Origin of the sequence: Flagellimonas pacifica (assembly GCF_900215465.1) — a bacterium.
Taxonomy (GTDB): domain Bacteria; phylum Bacteroidota; class Bacteroidia; order Flavobacteriales; family Flavobacteriaceae; genus Flagellimonas; species Flagellimonas pacifica.
On the sequence record NZ_OBEH01000003.1, the window covers coordinates 460,625 to 478,302 of the forward strand.

At 38.0% G+C, this 17,678-nt stretch carries 18 protein-coding genes; 8 read left to right on the forward strand and 10 right to left on the reverse strand.

Annotated features, from left to right (window positions below):
• The first annotated feature begins 43 nt into the window (after positions 1–43).
• On the forward strand, positions 44–313 hold the full coding sequence (locus CRO15_RS11700) for a type B 50S ribosomal protein L31 (protein ID WP_097046002.1): 270 nt from the start codon (positions 44–46) through the stop codon (positions 311–313).
• A gap of 78 nt (positions 314–391) precedes the next feature.
• Positions 392–1,567, forward strand: coding sequence for a GlmU family protein (locus tag CRO15_RS11705; protein ID WP_097046003.1), 1,176 nt, complete (start codon positions 392–394; stop codon positions 1,565–1,567).
• Positions 1,568–1,575: 8 nt separating this feature from the next.
• Here CRO15_RS11705 and CRO15_RS11710 read toward each other — a convergent pair whose 3' ends face one another.
• Entirely contained in the window at positions 1,576–2,445 is an 870-nt protein-coding gene (locus CRO15_RS11710) for a pepsin/retropepsin-like aspartic protease family protein (protein ID WP_097046004.1), read from the reverse strand.
• Positions 2,446–2,602: 157 nt separating this feature from the next.
• On the opposite strand from CRO15_RS11710, the gene mtaB reads away from it, so the two are divergent.
• The gene (gene mtaB / locus CRO15_RS11715; protein ID WP_097046212.1) at positions 2,603–3,931 is read left to right on the forward strand and encodes a tRNA (N(6)-L-threonylcarbamoyladenosine(37)-C(2))-methylthiotransferase MtaB; all 1,329 of its coding nucleotides are present in this window, start codon (positions 2,603–2,605) and stop codon (positions 3,929–3,931) included.
• Between the two features lie 45 nt (positions 3,932–3,976).
• Here the strand turns inward: mtaB and CRO15_RS11720 are convergent, their stop codons facing one another.
• Entirely contained in the window at positions 3,977–4,270 is a 294-nt protein-coding gene (locus CRO15_RS11720; RefSeq protein WP_097046005.1) for a GNAT family N-acetyltransferase, read from the reverse strand.
• A gap of 161 nt (positions 4,271–4,431) precedes the next feature.
• Between CRO15_RS11720 and CRO15_RS11725 the strand changes: the two genes are divergently transcribed.
• The gene (locus CRO15_RS11725; RefSeq protein WP_097046006.1) at positions 4,432–5,094 is read left to right on the forward strand and encodes an alpha/beta hydrolase; all 663 of its coding nucleotides are present in this window, start codon (positions 4,432–4,434) and stop codon (positions 5,092–5,094) included.
• Positions 5,095–5,141: 47 nt separating this feature from the next.
• A complete protein-coding gene (locus CRO15_RS11730; RefSeq protein ID WP_097046007.1) occupies positions 5,142–6,101 on the forward strand; it encodes a lytic transglycosylase domain-containing protein in 960 nt (319 codons plus the stop codon).
• A gap of 80 nt (positions 6,102–6,181) precedes the next feature.
• Here the strand turns inward: CRO15_RS11730 and CRO15_RS11735 are convergent, their stop codons facing one another.
• On the reverse strand, positions 6,182–6,697 hold the full coding sequence (locus tag CRO15_RS11735; RefSeq protein ID WP_097046008.1) for a hypothetical protein: 516 nt from the start codon (positions 6,695–6,697) through the stop codon (positions 6,182–6,184).
• 175 nt (positions 6,698–6,872) lie between these two features.
• On the opposite strand from CRO15_RS11735, the gene rpmH reads away from it, so the two are divergent.
• Entirely contained in the window at positions 6,873–7,031 is a 159-nt protein-coding gene (rpmH, locus tag CRO15_RS11740; RefSeq protein ID WP_082433296.1) for a 50S ribosomal protein L34, read from the forward strand.
• A 102-nt stretch (positions 7,032–7,133) separates the two neighbouring features.
• Positions 7,134–9,986: a carbamoyl-phosphate synthase large subunit gene (gene carB / locus CRO15_RS11745; RefSeq protein WP_097046009.1), complete on the forward strand. Its 2,853-nt coding sequence runs from the start codon at positions 7,134–7,136 to the stop codon at positions 9,984–9,986.
• Between the two features lie 77 nt (positions 9,987–10,063).
• Here the strand turns inward: carB and CRO15_RS11750 are convergent, their stop codons facing one another.
• The 7 genes from CRO15_RS11750 to gndA form a co-directional block, all read right to left on the reverse strand.
• Positions 10,064–10,537 (reverse strand): YHS domain-containing (seleno)protein, encoded by a 474-nt coding sequence (locus tag CRO15_RS11750; protein WP_097046010.1) that lies wholly within the window; start codon positions 10,535–10,537, stop codon positions 10,064–10,066.
• A gap of 3 nt (positions 10,538–10,540) precedes the next feature.
• The gene (locus CRO15_RS11755) at positions 10,541–10,744 is read right to left on the reverse strand and encodes a hypothetical protein (protein WP_097046011.1); all 204 of its coding nucleotides are present in this window, start codon (positions 10,742–10,744) and stop codon (positions 10,541–10,543) included.
• 9 nt (positions 10,745–10,753) lie between these two features.
• Positions 10,754–11,110 carry a YciI family protein gene (locus CRO15_RS11760; RefSeq protein ID WP_097046012.1) on the reverse strand — a complete coding sequence of 119 codons (357 nt, stop codon included), beginning with the start codon at positions 11,108–11,110 and terminating at the stop codon, positions 10,754–10,756.
• An 86-nt stretch (positions 11,111–11,196) separates the two neighbouring features.
• A complete protein-coding gene (locus tag CRO15_RS11765; protein WP_097046013.1) occupies positions 11,197–12,477 on the reverse strand; it encodes an RNA polymerase sigma factor in 1,281 nt (426 codons plus the stop codon).
• A 117-nt stretch (positions 12,478–12,594) separates the two neighbouring features.
• On the reverse strand, positions 12,595–13,665 hold the full coding sequence (locus tag CRO15_RS11770; RefSeq protein WP_097046014.1) for an autotransporter outer membrane beta-barrel domain-containing protein: 1,071 nt from the start codon (positions 13,663–13,665) through the stop codon (positions 12,595–12,597).
• A 68-nt stretch (positions 13,666–13,733) separates the two neighbouring features.
• Positions 13,734–14,345, reverse strand: coding sequence for a DUF7151 family protein (locus tag CRO15_RS11775; protein ID WP_097046015.1), 612 nt, complete (start codon positions 14,343–14,345; stop codon positions 13,734–13,736).
• A gap of 191 nt (positions 14,346–14,536) precedes the next feature.
• Positions 14,537–15,943, reverse strand: a complete 1,407-nt coding sequence (gene gndA, locus CRO15_RS11780; protein WP_097046016.1) for an NADP-dependent phosphogluconate dehydrogenase — start codon at positions 15,941–15,943, stop codon at positions 14,537–14,539.
• A 185-nt stretch (positions 15,944–16,128) separates the two neighbouring features.
• Here gndA and zwf point away from each other — a divergent pair, with 185 nt between their 5' ends.
• Positions 16,129–17,661 (forward strand): glucose-6-phosphate dehydrogenase, encoded by a 1,533-nt coding sequence (zwf, locus tag CRO15_RS11785; protein WP_097046017.1) that lies wholly within the window; start codon positions 16,129–16,131, stop codon positions 17,659–17,661.
• Positions 17,662–17,678: the final 17 nt, after the last annotated feature.

Genomic DNA, 17,678 nt, shown 5'->3' on the forward strand with positions numbered 1-17,678 from the left:
TAAATTTGCACCTCGAAAATTCTGAGATTTAGAAATTAAGAAGATGAGAAAAGGTATACACCCAGAAAATTATAGATTGGTAGCTTTTAAGGATATGTCCAATGATGATGTGTTCATTACCAAGTCTACTGCAGAAGCTAAGGAAAAAATCACTGTTGATGGTGTGGAATATCCTTTGGTGAAGTTGGAAATTTCACGAACTTCACATCCATATTATACTGGTAAGACCAAATTGGTGGATACTGCTGGTAGAATTGACAAGTTCAAGAACAAATACAAGAAATTTAGCAAGGAAGAGAAGAAAGCCGAGTAAGCATTTTTTTCAACAATATAAGGCGCCCCTGATTCACTTTCAGGGGCGTTTTTTATTTTTACCAATCAAAACTCAACCATGAACTATATCCTTTCTGATGGTCTGCAGAGAAAATCACTGCTCCCCTTTACATTTACAAGGCCTGTTGCCGAAATTAGAATAGGGATTTTGACCATACGTGAAAAATGGGAAAAACACCTGAAGACTTCTACAAGTTTTATGACCGAAGACTATTTATCAGAAAAATACACCCTGGTTGAAGCTTCGGAAAACATTGTTATTATTTCTTCTTTCCTTCCAAATGAACCTCTTGCTCAGGCTGTTCTTTCTTTAAAAGAAAAAGAGGCTATATTTTATCAGGATAGGGTAGTGGCCTTTTCTACCAAAAAAGCCAAAGAAGAAGTTGATTTTTCAGACTATAAAAGAATTGAATTTGAAGACAATATAATTACGGTAGATTACACTTGGGATATTTTCTCTAAAAATGGGGAAGCACTCCAAGCGGATTTTGATTTGATTACGGCTGGACGAAAAAGTGCTTCAATTTCTGATACAAATCGGTTGACATGCCCAGAAAACATCTTTTTGGAAGAAGGAGCCAGTGTAGAGCACAGTATTTTAAACGCTACCAAAGGACCCATTTATTTAGGTAAGAACGCTGAGATATGGGAGGGGTGTATGGTCCGAGGAGCATTGGCGCTATGTGAAGGTGCAGTAATAAAAATGGGAGCTAAAATGTATGGCCCTACAACAGTTGGACCTTTCGGGAAAGTATGTGGTGAGGTCAACAATTCTGTAATTTTCGGATATTCTAGCAAAGGGCATGATGGATATTTGGGCAATGCGGTACTGGGCGAATGGTGTAATATTGGGGCGGACTCAAACAATTCAAACTTAAAGAACAACTACGCCAAAGTTCGTATTTGGAACTATGATACCGAAAAATTTGATCATACAGGTCTTCAATTTTGCGGGCTCATGATGGGTGATCATAGCAAGACGGCCATTAATACAATGTTCAATACCGGAACGGTGATTGGAGTGAACACCAATATTTATGTACCGGGATTCCCCAGAAACTTTATTCCCAGTTTTAGTTGGGGAGGAGCTTCAGGTTTTTCTACCTATATGCCAAAAAAGGCCTTTGAGGCAGCCAAAGTGATGATGGCTAGAAGAGGAGTGGAGTTTGATGAGAAAGAAGCTCAGATTTTACAACATGTATTTGATGAGACCAAGAAGTGGCGAAATTATTAGAAATTTGGTTAATTCTTTTTCAACTTATATGCTCTGTTTAAATTATCGATGTATATAATATAATCCTTAAAAAAACCTATTCCAATTCTTGGTTGACTAGAGGTGTTGATTGTGGTTTCAATGTTTCTAAATTCAAGATTCCCAATTTTGATATGGGGTATGACACCAAATTTTTCAGAAATTTTCTGAAGCCCTCCAATAGTGTACCTTTCTCGTTGTCTATTAGTGAAGTCACCTTTTTCCAATAATTGTTCTGCCAGTTTTGAGTCCTTTGGCAAATTGAAATCCGACGAAGACCCAAAATCAATCAAAACCTTGTGCTTTATGTCGTCAATAGTAATATACGTGTAGGGAGCTCCATCCTTTCTGCTAATATTAAGGGTGTAAAAGGAACTGTCGCTTAAATCTCTATTGGATATTTTTATAGTTTTATTGGGGTAGTTGATTAACCAATTGGCTTTTGAGATTATCGGCTGCCCTATCAATCCTCCGAAGTTAGTGATTTGTTCCTTTAGACCTTTAAGGTCAGCGTTTACGCCAAAAGTGTTATTGAAATCTACGGAACCAATTTTCATTGACTTGGTAATTTCAGTACCCATTTTCATTTTACGGTTGGTGGCTCCACTAAAATTCCCTGTAGAGCCCATTAATGAATCTCTTTGAATGAGATTATAGTCAGCTCCTGTGTCAAATAGAAAATTTTTCTCCACACCATTAATTTTAAAAGGAAGGACAATTACAGATTTTGCTGTGGTAAAAGTCGTCTTATGGTAAAAATTATTTGGAGCAACCGTTCCTAAATTCTGTTTTTTTGTTACAGAACATGAAGAAATAATAAGAAGTAAACAAACAATAAAAAGAGGCTTTATGACTTTCATATAAAATCTTATGGTTAAATAATTTTGGGATAGCAGTAAGACGGAGTTGGATATAAAATGTTACAGCCTTCCTCCGTTTTTTTTGTTAAACTCTTTCCAAACCCCTTAATCGCCAACTTATTGTTATCTTTGCAGCCCAAAATTTAGAATGGGTCCAATGCACAAGAAAGTTGCTTTTTACACCTTGGGATGTAAGCTTAATTTCTCTGAAACCTCTACTATAGCCAGAAGTTTTGAAAAAGAGGATTTTGAGCGTGTCGACTTTGCTGAAAAGGCAGATATTTATGTCATCAATACCTGTTCGGTCACAGAAAATGCGGATAAGCGATTTAAGACCATTGTAAAACAAGCGCAAAAAAGTAATCCAGAAGCTTTTGTGGCAGCTGTAGGGTGTTACGCTCAGTTAAAACCCGAAGAATTGGCTGCAGTGGATGGTGTTGATTTAGTGTTAGGCGCTACAGAAAAATTCAAGATTACCGATTACCTGAATGACCTGGCCAAAAATGACAAGGGAGAAGTGCATTCATGTGAAATTGAAGATGCGGATTTTTATGTTGGTAGTTATGCCATTGGCGATCGTACCCGAGCCTTCTTAAAAGTACAGGACGGATGTGACTACAAATGTACTTATTGCACCATTCCGTTGGCTCGTGGCATATCACGTAGTGATACCTTGCAAAATGTATTGCAAAATGCGGCGGAAATAGCTTCAAAAGACATCAAGGAAATTGTGCTTACTGGTGTTAATATTGGTGATTATGGTAAAGGAGAATTTGGGAACAAAAGACACGAGCATACTTTCTTTGAATTGGTGAAGGCTTTAGATGAAGTTAATGGCATTCATAGACTGCGTATATCTTCTATTGAACCCAATTTGCTAAAGAATGAAACCATTGATTTTGTTGCCAAGAGTAATTCTTTTGTACCTCATTTCCATATTCCATTGCAAAGTGGCAGTGACGAGATATTAAAGTTGATGCGTCGCAGATACTTATCGAATCTTTACGTGGATAGGGTAAAACGCATTAAAGAAGTGATGCCTCATGCTTGTATTGGTGTAGATGTTATTGTAGGTTTTCCAGGTGAGACCGAGGAACACTTTTTGGAGACTTATAACTTTCTCAATGAGTTGGACATTTCCTATTTGCATGTGTTTACTTATTCGGAAAGGGACAATACATTGGCGGCCGAAATGGGAAATCCAATACCAAAAAATGTACGGAGTAAACGCAGTAAAATGCTTCGTGGACTTTCGGTCAAAAAGAGAAGGGCATTTTATGAAAGTCAATTGGAAAGCACTAGGACCGTTTTGTTTGAAGGGGAAAACAAATCAGGCTACATAAATGGTTTTACTGAAAACTATGTAAAGGTAAAAGCGCCTTGGAACCCAAGCTTGGTAAATACACTACATACCGTTCAACTCACAGAAATTGATGAAGATGGATTGGTGCGTTTCGAGTTTGTTTCAGATAAAGTCATTGCATAAAAAAACCTCTCCGAAGAGAGGTTCTTAAAACTGATTCGTAATATACTAGATGCGAATCCCTACCGGAAGCATCTCTTTATATTGTCTGTTCTTTCTTAAAAAACCTGCAATGTGCGGGCTGGTAGGTACTACTCTCAGGTTTTTTTCTTGAATTTCGTGTAGAACGGCCTTGATAAATGTTTCTTTAAAGCCTTCTTGGGTAATCTCTTCTGGAATTACTAATTTGGTTAAAAACACCTTACGTTCTTGTGAGGAATATTCAATTTTAGCCAAATGCCCATCAACCTTAGTTTCAAATTGGCGTAAGAAACTATTGTCGTTAATTTCCATTTCTGTCATATAGTATTGTTTTAAATTGACCAAGTGCAATTACCATAGCGGTAATCAAATGTTCCCCTTTTTGTTATATCTATATTAATTTAATGGGGCTAATTATAAAAGGGACACAAAATTAGTCAAAAAATTGCTAATTTCCTAGCCAAATCGATATTTGGTGAGAAATGCCCGACAATAAAACACATGTATACCTTATGCCGGGAATGGCTGCCAATTCATCCATTTTTGATCGTATAAAATTATCCAAAGATACTTTTGAAATGCATAAATTGGAATGGTTTGTTCCGGATAAAGGAATTTCTCTTTCTGATTATGCCAAAAAGATGAGTTCAAGTGTTCAGCATGAAAACCCCGTATTATTGGGAGTGTCGTTTGGAGGGATTCTAGTACAGGAAATGGCAAAGCATATAAAGGCAAGAAAGATAATTGTGGTTTCAAGTGTTAAGGACCACTCAGAACTACCCAAAAGAATGCTTTTTGCCAAATACACCAAAGTGCACAAACTCCTGCCAACTGGATTAGTAAACAATGTGGAACTCTTGGCCAAGTATGCTTTTGGTGAGACGGTTACCAAGCGTTTGGAGCTCTATGAAAAATATCTTTCCGTACGGGATAAGTATTACATCGATTGGTCTATCGACAAGATTGTAAATTGGAAACAAACCAATTCCCCCAACAATCTGGTACATATTCATGGAGAAAAAGACGCTGTTTTTCCAATAGCAAATATTAAGAATTGCATTCCAGTCAAAAATGGTACCCATACCATGATCATACATCGGGCTAAATGGTTTAATGAACATTTACCAACAATTATTTTGGAGTAAGACAGTTGTATATAGTATATCTTTACGATAGCAAAAGAAATAACAGCATGAAATATATAAAGAACATTTTAGCAGGTATTGGATTGATCGTGGTAATGGGCAGTTTAATTTTTGCTGTTCAGTCCAACGTCATGGAACAACCAGAAAAAATTGCGGTTGAAACACCAGATAAGAACGTTTCGGATGGCTATAAAATAAGTGCAATTGAGATTCCAAGTGATTTGAATTTTGCAGGGGAAAAAGTTCCAGTGGACGATCCTGAAGTTTTGGAACGTGTAGATCGTGAGTTCCTGGTAAATACATACTGGCAATCCAATGCACTGTTGTTAATGAAGCGTGCAAACAAATATTTTCCGATAATAGAGCCCATTTTGGCAAAAAATGGCATTCCAGATGATTTTAAATATTTGGCGGTTGCTGAAAGTGCACTTATTGATGTTGCTTCCCCTAAAGGCGCTGCTGGAATGTGGCACTTTATGAAAGCTACTGGAAGGGAATATGGACTAGAGGTAAATACCAATGTTGATGAGCGGTACCACATAGAGAAATCTACCCAGGCGGCTTGTGAATATATCAACAAATGGAAAAAACGCTTTGGCACATGGACACTCACGGCTGCATCTTATAATGCGGGACCGGGCGGGGTTCAGAAATATATGAGGATTCAAAAAGTGGATAACTACTATGATCTTCTGTTAGGTCAGGAAACGGGACGTTATGTTTTTAGGATTTTGGCACTCAAAGAAATTCTTTCCAATCCTGATAAATATGGTTTTGACGTGGAGAAAGCAGATTTTTATAAAACTGTACCTACATTTTCAGTACAGGTTGATACTGCGGTGACCAGTTGGGCGGACTTTGCGAAGCTTTATGAAATCAACTATAAGATTTTGAAAAGACACAACCCTTGGTTACGTGAGCCACATCTAAACAATGCCTCTAGAAAAAAATATGTGGTGGAGATTCCGAATAAGGGATACTATCGGATGACAAATGCAGGTCAATAAGCTTAAAATTTAAAAATCCAAATCCCCAAATTCCAAAGGTGAAGATTGGTTTTTGGTATTTGAAAATTGGAATTTAGCCGCTAGATTTTCTTCATCTGCTGCTGCATCATCTTGATTTGCTCGGTAAGCATGTTGTTTTTGTCCAGCTTTTTTGCTTCCTGAAGGAGTTGGGTAGCTTCTCGTTTTCTTCGTTTTTGCATTGAAATACCGGCAAGACTCAATTTGGCCATGGCTACATCATAATCCATGGTTAAACCAAGTTTAAGGGCTTTTTTAAAGTATTTTTCCGCTTGGGTCAGGTTCTTTTGCGAATAGATGATACCATGTAGATAGTTGTAGTAACCCTGTTGCTTCTTTATCAATGCAGCTTCTGGATTCTTGATCTTACTCAACCACTTTTGAGTACCTTCCATATCTTGTTTGCGCATGCGCAGGAAGGCCAAAAGGATAAACTCATTCCTGAAATACAGGAAAATAAATACCAGCGAAAGTAAAATCAAGGATATTCCATTACCAATATATCCTTCCGCAAATTGATATCCTGAATAGCCAACTATAAGAGCTGCAATTACTAGTTTTATATTTTTATGGAACATATCTTTAATTAAGATTTTTGAGTAAGAATCAAGAGCTGGCAAAAGTACTAAAAACTATTTTAAATATTTTCTTTTTGTACTTGCCAAAGTAAAAACTCTTCGTATATTTGCGCCCAGAATTTTTCGGGTAGTTTTATTTCAACCCATCAACAAAATCCATTAAAAGAGTTCCGAAATGAAAAGAACGTATCAGCCGTCAAAGAGGAAGAGAAGAAACAAGCATGGTTTTAGAGAACGCATGGCGACTGCCAATGGTAGAAAAGTTCTTGCGAGAAGAAGAGCAAAGGGAAGAAAAAAACTAACTGTGTCATCAGAACCGCGTCATAAAAAATAATGACTGTAAATAACTTTTTAATAAAGGTGCTACTTTTTCAAGTTTAGCACCTTTTTTTTGACCTAATTTTGAACAATTTGTTAACGAGTAACCCGATATAGAATGCCCAAAAGAAAAGATCTTAAATCCATTTTGATTATTGGTTCTGGTCCAATCATTATAGGCCAGGCATGTGAGTTTGATTATTCCGGTTCCCAATCACTTAGATCACTTCGTGAAGATGGGATTGAGACTATTTTGATCAATAGCAACCCTGCTACGATTATGACGGATCCTAAAATGGCGGATCATGTGTACCTGAAACCATTGACCACAAAATCAATTATTGAGATTTTAAAGAACCATCCCAATATCGATGCTGTTTTACCTACCATGGGCGGACAGACAGCCCTGAATTTATGTATTGAAGCTGATGAAAAAGGGATTTGGGAAGATTTTGACGTAGAAATCATAGGTGTTGATATTGATGCCATAAACATTACCGAGGATAGGGAAAAGTTTAGGGAGTTAATGCTGAAAATAGGGATAGGGATGCCGCCCCAAGCTTCTGCAACATCATTCTTAAAAGGAAAAGAAATTGCTCAGGAATTTGGCTTTCCATTAGTAATTAGAGCTTCATTTACCTTGGGAGGTGCTGGAGCGGCTATTGTACATGATCCAGAGGATTTTGATGATCTGCTGAGCAAAGGATTGGAAGTCTCACCTATTCATGAGGTGATGATTGACAAGGCTTTGATGGGGTGGAAAGAATATGAATTGGAGTTGCTTCGCGATAAAAATGATAACGTTGTTATTATCTGTACCATTGAAAATATGGATCCGATGGGCATCCATACCGGGGATTCCATTACTGTTGCACCGGCAATGACCCTTTCCGATAAGACTTTCCAGCGTATGCGGGATATGGCCATTCATATGATGCGAAGCATTGGCGATTTTGCAGGCGGATGTAACGTGCAGTTTGCCGTAAGTCCGGATGAAAAAGAAGATATTATTGCCATTGAAATCAATCCAAGGGTATCCAGATCATCTGCTTTGGCATCAAAAGCAACCGGATATCCTATTGCCAAAATAGCTTCCAAACTTGCTATTGGGTATACTTTGGATGAATTGGATAATCAGATTACAAAATCTACTTCGGCATTATTTGAGCCAACCCTAGATTACGTAATAGTTAAAATCCCAAGATGGAACTTTGATAAATTTGAAGGTTCAGACAGAACTTTGGGGCTTCAAATGAAATCTGTAGGTGAGGTGATGGGAATTGGACGTTCCTTTCAGGAAGCGTTGCATAAAGCAACCCAATCATTAGAGATTAAACGAAATGGGCTTGGAGCTGATGGTAAAGGCTATAAAGATTACGATACCATCATTCAAAAACTCAAAGTGCCAAGTTGGGATAGGGTATTTGTACTTTATGATGCTATCCAATTAGGTATTCCGCTATCACGAATTCATGATATCACTAAAATTGACATGTGGTTCTTGAAGCAATATGAGGAATTACATTTCTTGGAACAGGAAGTTTCAAAATATACGGTTGAAAGTTTGTCCAGATCACTTTTGTTAGAGGCTAAACAAAAAGGATTTGCCGATAGACAGATTGCACACATGTTGGACTGCTACGAAAGTGAAGTGCATAAAAAGCGTACCGAACTGGGAATAAATCGAGTGTACAAATTAGTGGATACTTGTGCTGCAGAGTTTAAAGCAATGACACCTTACTATTACTCCACTTTTGAAGAAGAAATTGAAACTGCCGATGGAAAACGATATGTGGCCAACGACAGTGAGGTAACCGAGAAGAGAAAGATTGTGGTTTTGGGGTCTGGTCCCAACCGCATAGGGCAGGGAATAGAATTTGATTACTGTTGTGTACATGGAGTTTTGGCGGCTGCAGAGTGTGATTATGAGACCATCATGATTAATTGCAACCCGGAAACTGTTTCAACAGATTTTGACACGGCCGACAAATTGTATTTTGAGCCTGTTTTCTGGGAACATATCTATGATATAATCCGTCACGAGAAACCTGAAGGTGTAATTGTTCAGTTGGGAGGACAGACCGCATTGAAGCTAGCTGAAAAATTGGATAAATACGGAATAAATATCATTGGAACGAGCTTTGAATCTTTGGATTTGGCAGAGGATAGAGGTAGTTTTTCAACATTATTGAAAGAAAACAACATTCCATACCCAAGATTTGGAGTGGCAGAAACGGCCGATGAGGCTTTGGTTTTGGCAGATGAATTAAACTTTCCGCTTTTGGTAAGACCATCTTACGTTTTAGGTGGACAGGGAATGAAAATTGTAATTAACAAGGAAGAATTAGAGGCCCATGTGGTTGACCTGCTTCGAAGCATCCCCAACAATAAACTGTTGTTGGATCATTATTTGGATGGTGCAATAGAAGCGGAAGCGGATGCCATTTGTGATGGAGAAGATGTATACATCATTGGAATCATGGAACACATTGAGCCTTGCGGTATACATTCAGGAGATTCCAATGCAACATTGCCACCTTTCAATCTTGGTGAATTTGTCATGCAGCAGATCAAGGACCACACCAGGAAAATTGCTTTGGCATTAAACACAGTTGGATTGATTAATATCCAATTTGCGGTTAAAGACGATGTTGTATATATAATAGAGGCAAATCCGAGAGCTTCGCGGACAGTTCCTTTTATTGCAAAAGCATATGGAGAACCATACGTAAACTATGCAACCAAGGTTATGTTGGGAGAAAAGAAGGTCAAAGACTTTGATTTTAAACCTCATTTAGATGGTTATGCCATCAAACAACCCGTATTTTCGTTCAACAAATTTCCTAACGTAAACAAAAACCTAGGGCCAGAAATGAAGAGTACAGGGGAGAGTATCTTATTCATAGATAGTTTAAAGGATGATGAGTTTTACAATCTTTATTCCCGCAGAAAAATGTACTTGAGCAAGTAAAACCTAATATTGTCAAACTGAGCTTGTCGAAGTTTTATTTTCTAAGTGTCTTCGACAAGTTCAGATTGATAATTTTTTCAATTCCAGTTCTTTTCGGAAAGCTGCAAGTTTTCTTTTTTGCTCCCTAGCCATTTGGTTTTTACACTTTCATCGGCAAAAAAGTATGCTTTGCCATCAATTAATTCAAAAACATTGGGGTTACTATTTGCTGTGAACCCTTTACTTACTGCAAAGGCGCAAAAACCTCCATATTGGGGAGTGTATTTTTCAGGATTCTCCTTAAACGTGTTCTTGTTTTCTTCCGAAGCAAAAAACCATGTGGCATCATTCCATTTATAGGAATATGATTCATCTCCTTCAATGGCCTTGTTTACTGTAATATAAGCCACTGGGTCGTATCCGTTTATTGCAGTAGCGAAAAACATTGATTTGTTTACCTCGTTGTGAGCCCATGAAAGTGGAGTTATTCTTTTGGTCTTACTAAAGATGAATATTACTCCAGACAAGACTACAAGAATGATTCCAATTATTTTTAATGTCTTTTTCCTCATGATTTATCGGTTTTTATTCCAAGCTGTATCAGCTTTTTGGATGCTGTTGGGAAAGAGTTTAAACAGAAACTTCGCAACAGGATTTAAAAATGTATAGGTTTTTCCACCTTTGGTTATGGTGTGTTTTCCATTTGTCTTAGGTGCTTCCTTACCCAAGCTTAAAGCGAAAGCACATTTACCGTCGTATTCAAAAGTATTGTTGTCCATGTCTTCTCTTTAATTAATACCTTCCATTTGTTTTATTGGGCGCACTTCAATAGTACCTTCTGCATCATGAAACATCGGATTGGCCTTAGCAATCGCCATCGCCTCATCTAGATTTTCTGCAACAATATGGAAGTAACCTACAATAACTTCTTTGGATTCGTTAAAAGGTCCATCCTTAAAAACACCTTTATTTCCATGAATAATTGCACCTTTCATTTCCAGCGGCTGGGCACCTTTTAGTTTGTTGGATTCCATCAATCCGCCAATGTATTTTCCTATTTTTTGCACGTGGGCCTGTTGCTGTTCTGGAGATAGGTCTTTCAGATGGTCTCCCTTGGTTTTAATGAAAATCATGAATTCTTGCATAATCAATGTGTTGAATAATTTATTATTGTTTTATATCCTTTAGTCAATTGAAGAGTACAGAAAAGGACATGGACAACCGAAAAATATCAAATATTTTTTGAGTATTCCTTTATCTTGTTGTTAATAAGTGATTTACGGTGTTTCCCAATGGGAAGTTTTAAAGCTGTATTGAGAAGTTCAATAGCTTTCTTTATTTGATGGTTTTGATAATAAAGCACTGCACATGAAGTATAAAATGGCAAATAACCCTGAAGAGAAGGATGGGTTTCTATGTTTTTCAGTTGCGCAATGGCCACTTTTGGACCGGAAACTTTTGAGAGTACAATGGTTCTGTTCAATTGAACGATTGGTGAATCTTCAATTTCAACCAGCATATCATATAGAGAAAGAATACCGTCCCAATCTGTAGTTTCGTAGGTGGGAGCTGTACAGTGTTGAGCTGAAATTGTTGCCAGAAGATGATAGATAGAGACCTCGTTTTGTTCTGCGGCAAAAGCTAAATGAGTTAATCCTTTCTTTATCAACTTACGGTCCCATTTGGTTCGGTCTTGATGCTCCAAACTAATGCTATTGCTCAATTCATCCATCCTGGAGATAAACCTGGCTGTATTGAATAACATCAATGCCAACAAGGCATGGGCATTGGAAGATTTTATGGATGGATTTTGAACAATGATATTCATTAGACGTATTGCTTCTTCACAAAGTTCATTTCGAATCAAACTATCGTCCGAAGTGGAATTGTAGCCTTCATTGAACAATAGATAAATGGTTTCCAGAACGCCTGATAGCCTGGGTTCCAGTTGTGAGCCGGTAGGCACTTCAAACGGAATATTGGCATCTTTTATAGTCTTTCTGGCCCTAACCAATCTTTTATTGATATTACTATCAGTTGTTAAAAAGGCTTTGGTAATTTCGTGAATGCTGAAACCGCATAATGTTTTTAGTGTCAGGGCAACTTGGGAATCTTTTGAAAGTACTGGATGACAACATGTGAAAATCAAGCGTAGTTGGTCATCAGCGATTTCCTTATCGGTAAAAATGCGTTTTAAAGCTGCTTCAGAAGTCCATTCAGATTGGAGGTGAGGAGCAACCTCAGAGACGTATTTCCGACTGTATTTTTCTCTGTTTAGGATATTTATGGCCTTGTTTTTAGCCACTTTGTAAATCCATCCCACGGGATTGTCAGGAACTCCGTGATAGGTCCATTTGTTGAGGGCTTCAATCATTGCTTCTTGAACCACATCTTCAGCCAAATCGATATTAGGGACTCCAAAAGCCTTGGTCATCACCGCAATCAATTTCCCATATTCATGCCTAAACAGATGGTCAATTTGGTTAGCTATGTTGGGCTGACCTCCAGTCATTCAATATGTTTTGATAACAAACGCGAGTAAAGAGATTAAGGCTTTGTTCTTGTTACTTTATAGTTAAAAGTAGAAAAAAAGCAAGTTGAAAGAATGAAGAGGGTTTTTTTGAAAGTTTTATTCTTTTCTTGAATTCTCTATTTTGTCCAAACGATTTGAAAGCTTCTTGATAAGTTGATTTTGTTCAATAAGCTTTTTGTTAGTATTTTTTAGGCTATCAATTTCTTTTTGCTGTTGAATAGTATACAAAGTAAGTTCTTCTATCTTTTGAAGTAATTTGGCGTCCATTATTCCCAAGTCAATTCCATTTTCTTCCACGTTTTTTGCACTTGGAATATTTGGTAAATGCCTGTTTTTACCAATAAACTTACTTACTTCTTCTAGTGACATTAGATTAAATTCTTCTCCAAACACAAAGTCTGGCCAATTACCTTCCAATTCAACTTTAACGCCTTCGGCGATTACATTCCCCGCAACGGCCAACATATAGCCTTGCGTATTTGCGGTACCAATGCCCACGTTACCTGTACTATAAGAAATGTCATTTCCTGCAGTGGTCCACTGAGAACTCTGAACTGCGAATCCATTAAGAAAAATATTGGTGGCATTTAGAGATCCATTAACATCGAGCAAAAAGTTTGGGTCATTAGTGCCAATACCAACATTTCCGCCATTGTAAAAAGCTTCATTTGCATTAAGGCTCCATATAGGAGTTTGCAAGGCAGTTCCATTTAATAGAATGCTTGTAGCGTTCAAAGTACCGGCTACATCAAGGGTGAAATTAGGGTCGTTTGTACCAATTCCAACATTGCCGTTGTTGTAAAAAGCTTCGTTCGCATTAAGGCTCCATATAGGTGTTCCCAAGGCAGCTCCATTTAACAGGATACTTGTAGCATTCAAAGTACCTGCCACATCAAGGGTAAAATTAGGATCATTGGTCCCAATACCAACATTACCATTATTATAAAAAGCTTCGTTCGCATTAAGGTTCCATATGGGAGCTTCCAAAGCAGCTCCATCTAGTAGGATACTTGTAGCGTTCAAAGTACCAGCTACTTCCAAATCATAACTCGGCGATAAGGTTCCTATCCCTACATTCCCAGATGCGGGAAAAAGATTTTGTCCATAAGTCCAAATACTGAGAAAGAGAAAAATAGGTAAAACAAATAGAGTACTTTTCTTAATCATAATTTTTTAATATTATACGGGTTATGAATCGTTTTAGACTATCAATGATTTACTCGAAATCATGGTCATTATTCATATTCTCTTAATTCAAAGGATAGATTGCTGAAATCATCTGCAAAGGCATTGATTCCATTTTGCAACTCCAATCTAACTTGGTTATCTCCTACCAATTCGCCTCTTACCCCAGTATGCGTTGTTGGTGTAGTATAAAAAATAACTGTCTTTCCAATATCGATTGCTTTATCCAACGTTCCCATGTACTTCCCTTGAGACTCTCTAGTCCAAACTATTCCAAGTTCCAAAGTGTTTTCCAGCACTGTAGTTTCAGGGTTATCTGTTCCCGTTTGATTGATTAGTGAGACATAGGACAAATATGGAAGTTCCGATGTTCCACCATTGCAAATAAATTCAGTTGCATCTACTTCGTTGGCCTCAAGTTGACCGTTATCGTTTGTATCTTGACCAACATCAATTTTAAACCCACCATTAGCACAGTTTTCACCTGGTTGTTCAATAAGCGTAGTAATCAGGCTATTTCGCCCATTGGTTCCATCTGTACCATTGGCGCCATTAGTACCATCTCTTCCATCTAAACCGTTAGTACCGTCCTTAGAACAGCCTACTAATACAAGGGATACAATAAAAAATATAAAGAATTTAGCTGAGAAGTTGTTTTTCATAGTTTGGGATGGTATGGGGTTCCAATTCGCAAAAATAAGAATCCAGATTTTGTTATGTATGGCAAATTATATAAAATGCATATTTCTTAGACGAATTGCACAAGTTTATTTCTTAGAAATAACATATGCTCCATTTAAATCTTGAGGATGTCCAACAAAGAAATAAAAACCTAAAAGTATATGTTTTAAGACTATTCCCAATCTGTATGAAAAACCCCTTCGCGATCCAATCGCTCATAGGTATGCGATCCAAAATAATCCCGTTGGGCCTGAATTAGGTTTAAGGGCAATCGACTATTGGTATAAGCATCAAAATAAGTAAGTGCATTGGAAAGCCCAGGTAATGGAATACCGCTGGTTGCGCCATAGGCCACCAATTCCCTTGCTGAATCCACAGTTTCTTGGACTTTTTTAACAAAAGAGGGAGAAAGTAAAAGGTTTTGAAGCGAGTTATCTCCGTTAAAGGCTTCGGTGATATCAGCCAACAATGCAGCACGGATAATACAGCCTGCTCTCCATATTTTAGCAATCTCACCCAGTTGTAGTTCATAACCATATTCTTTGGAAGCATCGGCTAATTGATGCATTCCCTGTGCGTACGTAATGATGAATGAAAAATACAGTGCTTGTTCAGCCTTGTTTACTAAAGAATCCTTTACTATGGCTTCAGGAGTTGGTCGGTCGTAAAGTTCATCTGCTTGTGTTCGTTCTGTCTTTAAGGCAGAGATTTCACGCATGCTTACGGCAATGTCAATGGTAGGTACTGGAATTCCTAAATCCATGGCATTTTGCGAAGTCCATTTTCCCGTTCCTTTCTGTTTGGCCTTATCCAAAATTTTATCCACCAAATGTCCATCTCCCAAATCGTCTTTTTGAGCAAGGATATCGGATGTGATTTCAACCAAAAAAGATTGTAATCGGCCAGCATTCCAACTGGCATAGGTTTCATGGAGTTCTTCATTGGTCAATCCACCTGCTTTTTTCATTAGGTCATAGATTTCCGAGGTCAATTGCATCAACCCATATTCAATGCCATTGTGGACCATTTTCACATAGTTTCCGGCCGATTTTGGACCCAAATAAGCTACACAGGGCTCACCCTTATATTTCGCTGACACAGCTTCAAAAATAGGTTTTACATGTTGATAAGCCCCCCTTGAACCTCCGGGCATAATGCTCGGCCCTTTTCGTGCTCCCTTGGCACCTCCAGAGACCCCAGCTCCAAAGAAGTTGATTCCTTTTTCCTTCAAATAGGCCTCGCGTCGGTCTGTGTCGGTAAAAAATGAATTTCCACCATCAATGATGATATCTCCTTCATCCAAATGGGGGAGTAGCCCTTCAATTACGGCATCTACAATCTTTCCCGCAGGAACCAACAGCATAATTTTTCGGGGGGCACTCAATGAATTCACAAAAGTTGATGCATCCGTGGAGGCATTTATTCTATTGGTATCTCCGCCTTCCTCAATAAGCGAGTTTACTTTTTCCTTGTCCAAATCATTGCCAAAAGCTGTAAAACCATTGTCAGCAACATTCAGGATAAAATTGCGCCCCATTACACCAAGTCCCACAAGACCAAAATCATACGTATCCGCCATATTCTAAATTTTATATAGGCCTTTGCCTAGAAAGCTTTAAGTAAGCTAGTTGTTGAATTCCGAACCTAAAATAGCGTTATATTCGTTATGCTCAAAAATAAATGGAGACCATAAAAGGTTTTTGACGAAAACGTAGTTTAGGTACTTCTTTTTTGAGACATCCTAACCAACTATTGATATACTCTATGAAAAAGACTGATAACCAAATGCTCATTATTTTTGGAGCTTCTGGAGATTTGACCGCGAGAAAACTTATTCCAGGTTTGTTCAACCTGTATGTTGCACAGCAATTACCTGAAAATTTTGTGGTTTTAGGCGCTAGCCGTAGTGATATGACCGATGAAGAGTTTCGGGACAAAGTGGTTAACAAAAGTCCTTATCTAAAGGAGAAACTGGAGGATTTAAAGGATAACTATGTTAAGGGTTTTACAGATAGGATATTTTATGAAGATTTAGGAAGTGATTATACTGCTGAATATTCGGGTTTGGCCAAACGCATTGAAACTTTAAATGTAGATAGCGGGACGGAAAGTAATTATATGTTCTATTTTTCCACTCCACCCAGCTTGTACGAACCTATTGCTAAAAACTTAGCAGATGCAGGTCTAAATAGCCAAGAAAAAGGATGGAAAAGGTTGATTGTGGAAAAACCTTTTGGATATAGTTTGGAAAGTGCAAAAATATTGAACAATGGGCTCCAACAGTATTTTAAAGAACCTCAAATATATAGGATAGATCATTATTTGGGGAAGGAAACGGTTCAGAATCTGTTGGTGACGCGTTTCTCGAACAGTATTTTTGAACCCCTTTGGAACCGTAATTATATTCACCATGTTGAAATCACCAATGCAGAAAGTGTAGGTGTGGAAAAAAGAGGTGGATATTATGATAAATCTGGTGCTTTACGCGATATGTTCCAAAACCATTTGATGCAGATTGTCTCTTTGGTGGTTATGGAACCACCTATTGGTGATCAACCTGAAGAGATAAGGAATGAAAAAGTGAAGGCTTTAAAGTCATTGCGAATTATGCAAGATGAGAAAACGCTTTTTGACCACACCATTCGAGCACAATATGTGGCTTCAGAGATAAATGGTGAAAAAGTAAAGGGATATCGTGAAGAGGATGGGGTTGACCCAAATTCTATTACGGAAACCTATGCAGCAGTTAAGTTTTTTGTGGATAACTGGCGATGGCATGGCGTTCCTTTTTATGTGCGAACGGCAAAACGGATGCCCACTAAAGTTACCGAAGTCATCATTCATTTTAAGACACCACATCATCAAATCTTTAAAGATTCAGGAGTTAGCAGTAAGGACAATAAGTTGATTATACGGATTCAACCGGATGAAGGTGTACTTATCAAATTTGGTGTAAAAGTTCCTGGACAGGGCTTTAAGGTGGAACGAGCCAATTTGGACTTTTACTATTCTAGTTTGGCACAAACTTATGTGATGGAGGCTTATGAACGACTTTTGTTGGACGCCATGCAAGGAGATGCCACTTTATATGCTCGGGCCGATGAGGTGGAAGCAGCTTGGGAGTTTGTTGATCCTATTTTGGATTACTGGAAAAATGGAAAAGATGTACGCATGTATGGCTATGCAGCGGGAGTATGGGGCCCGGAAAACTCCGATGAACTCATCGATGATTTAGGATATTGGCGTAATCCCGGGGAGAATTTGGCTGATGACCCAGGTTATTGTGTAATATGTTAGACGTTGAGAGGGAGGTT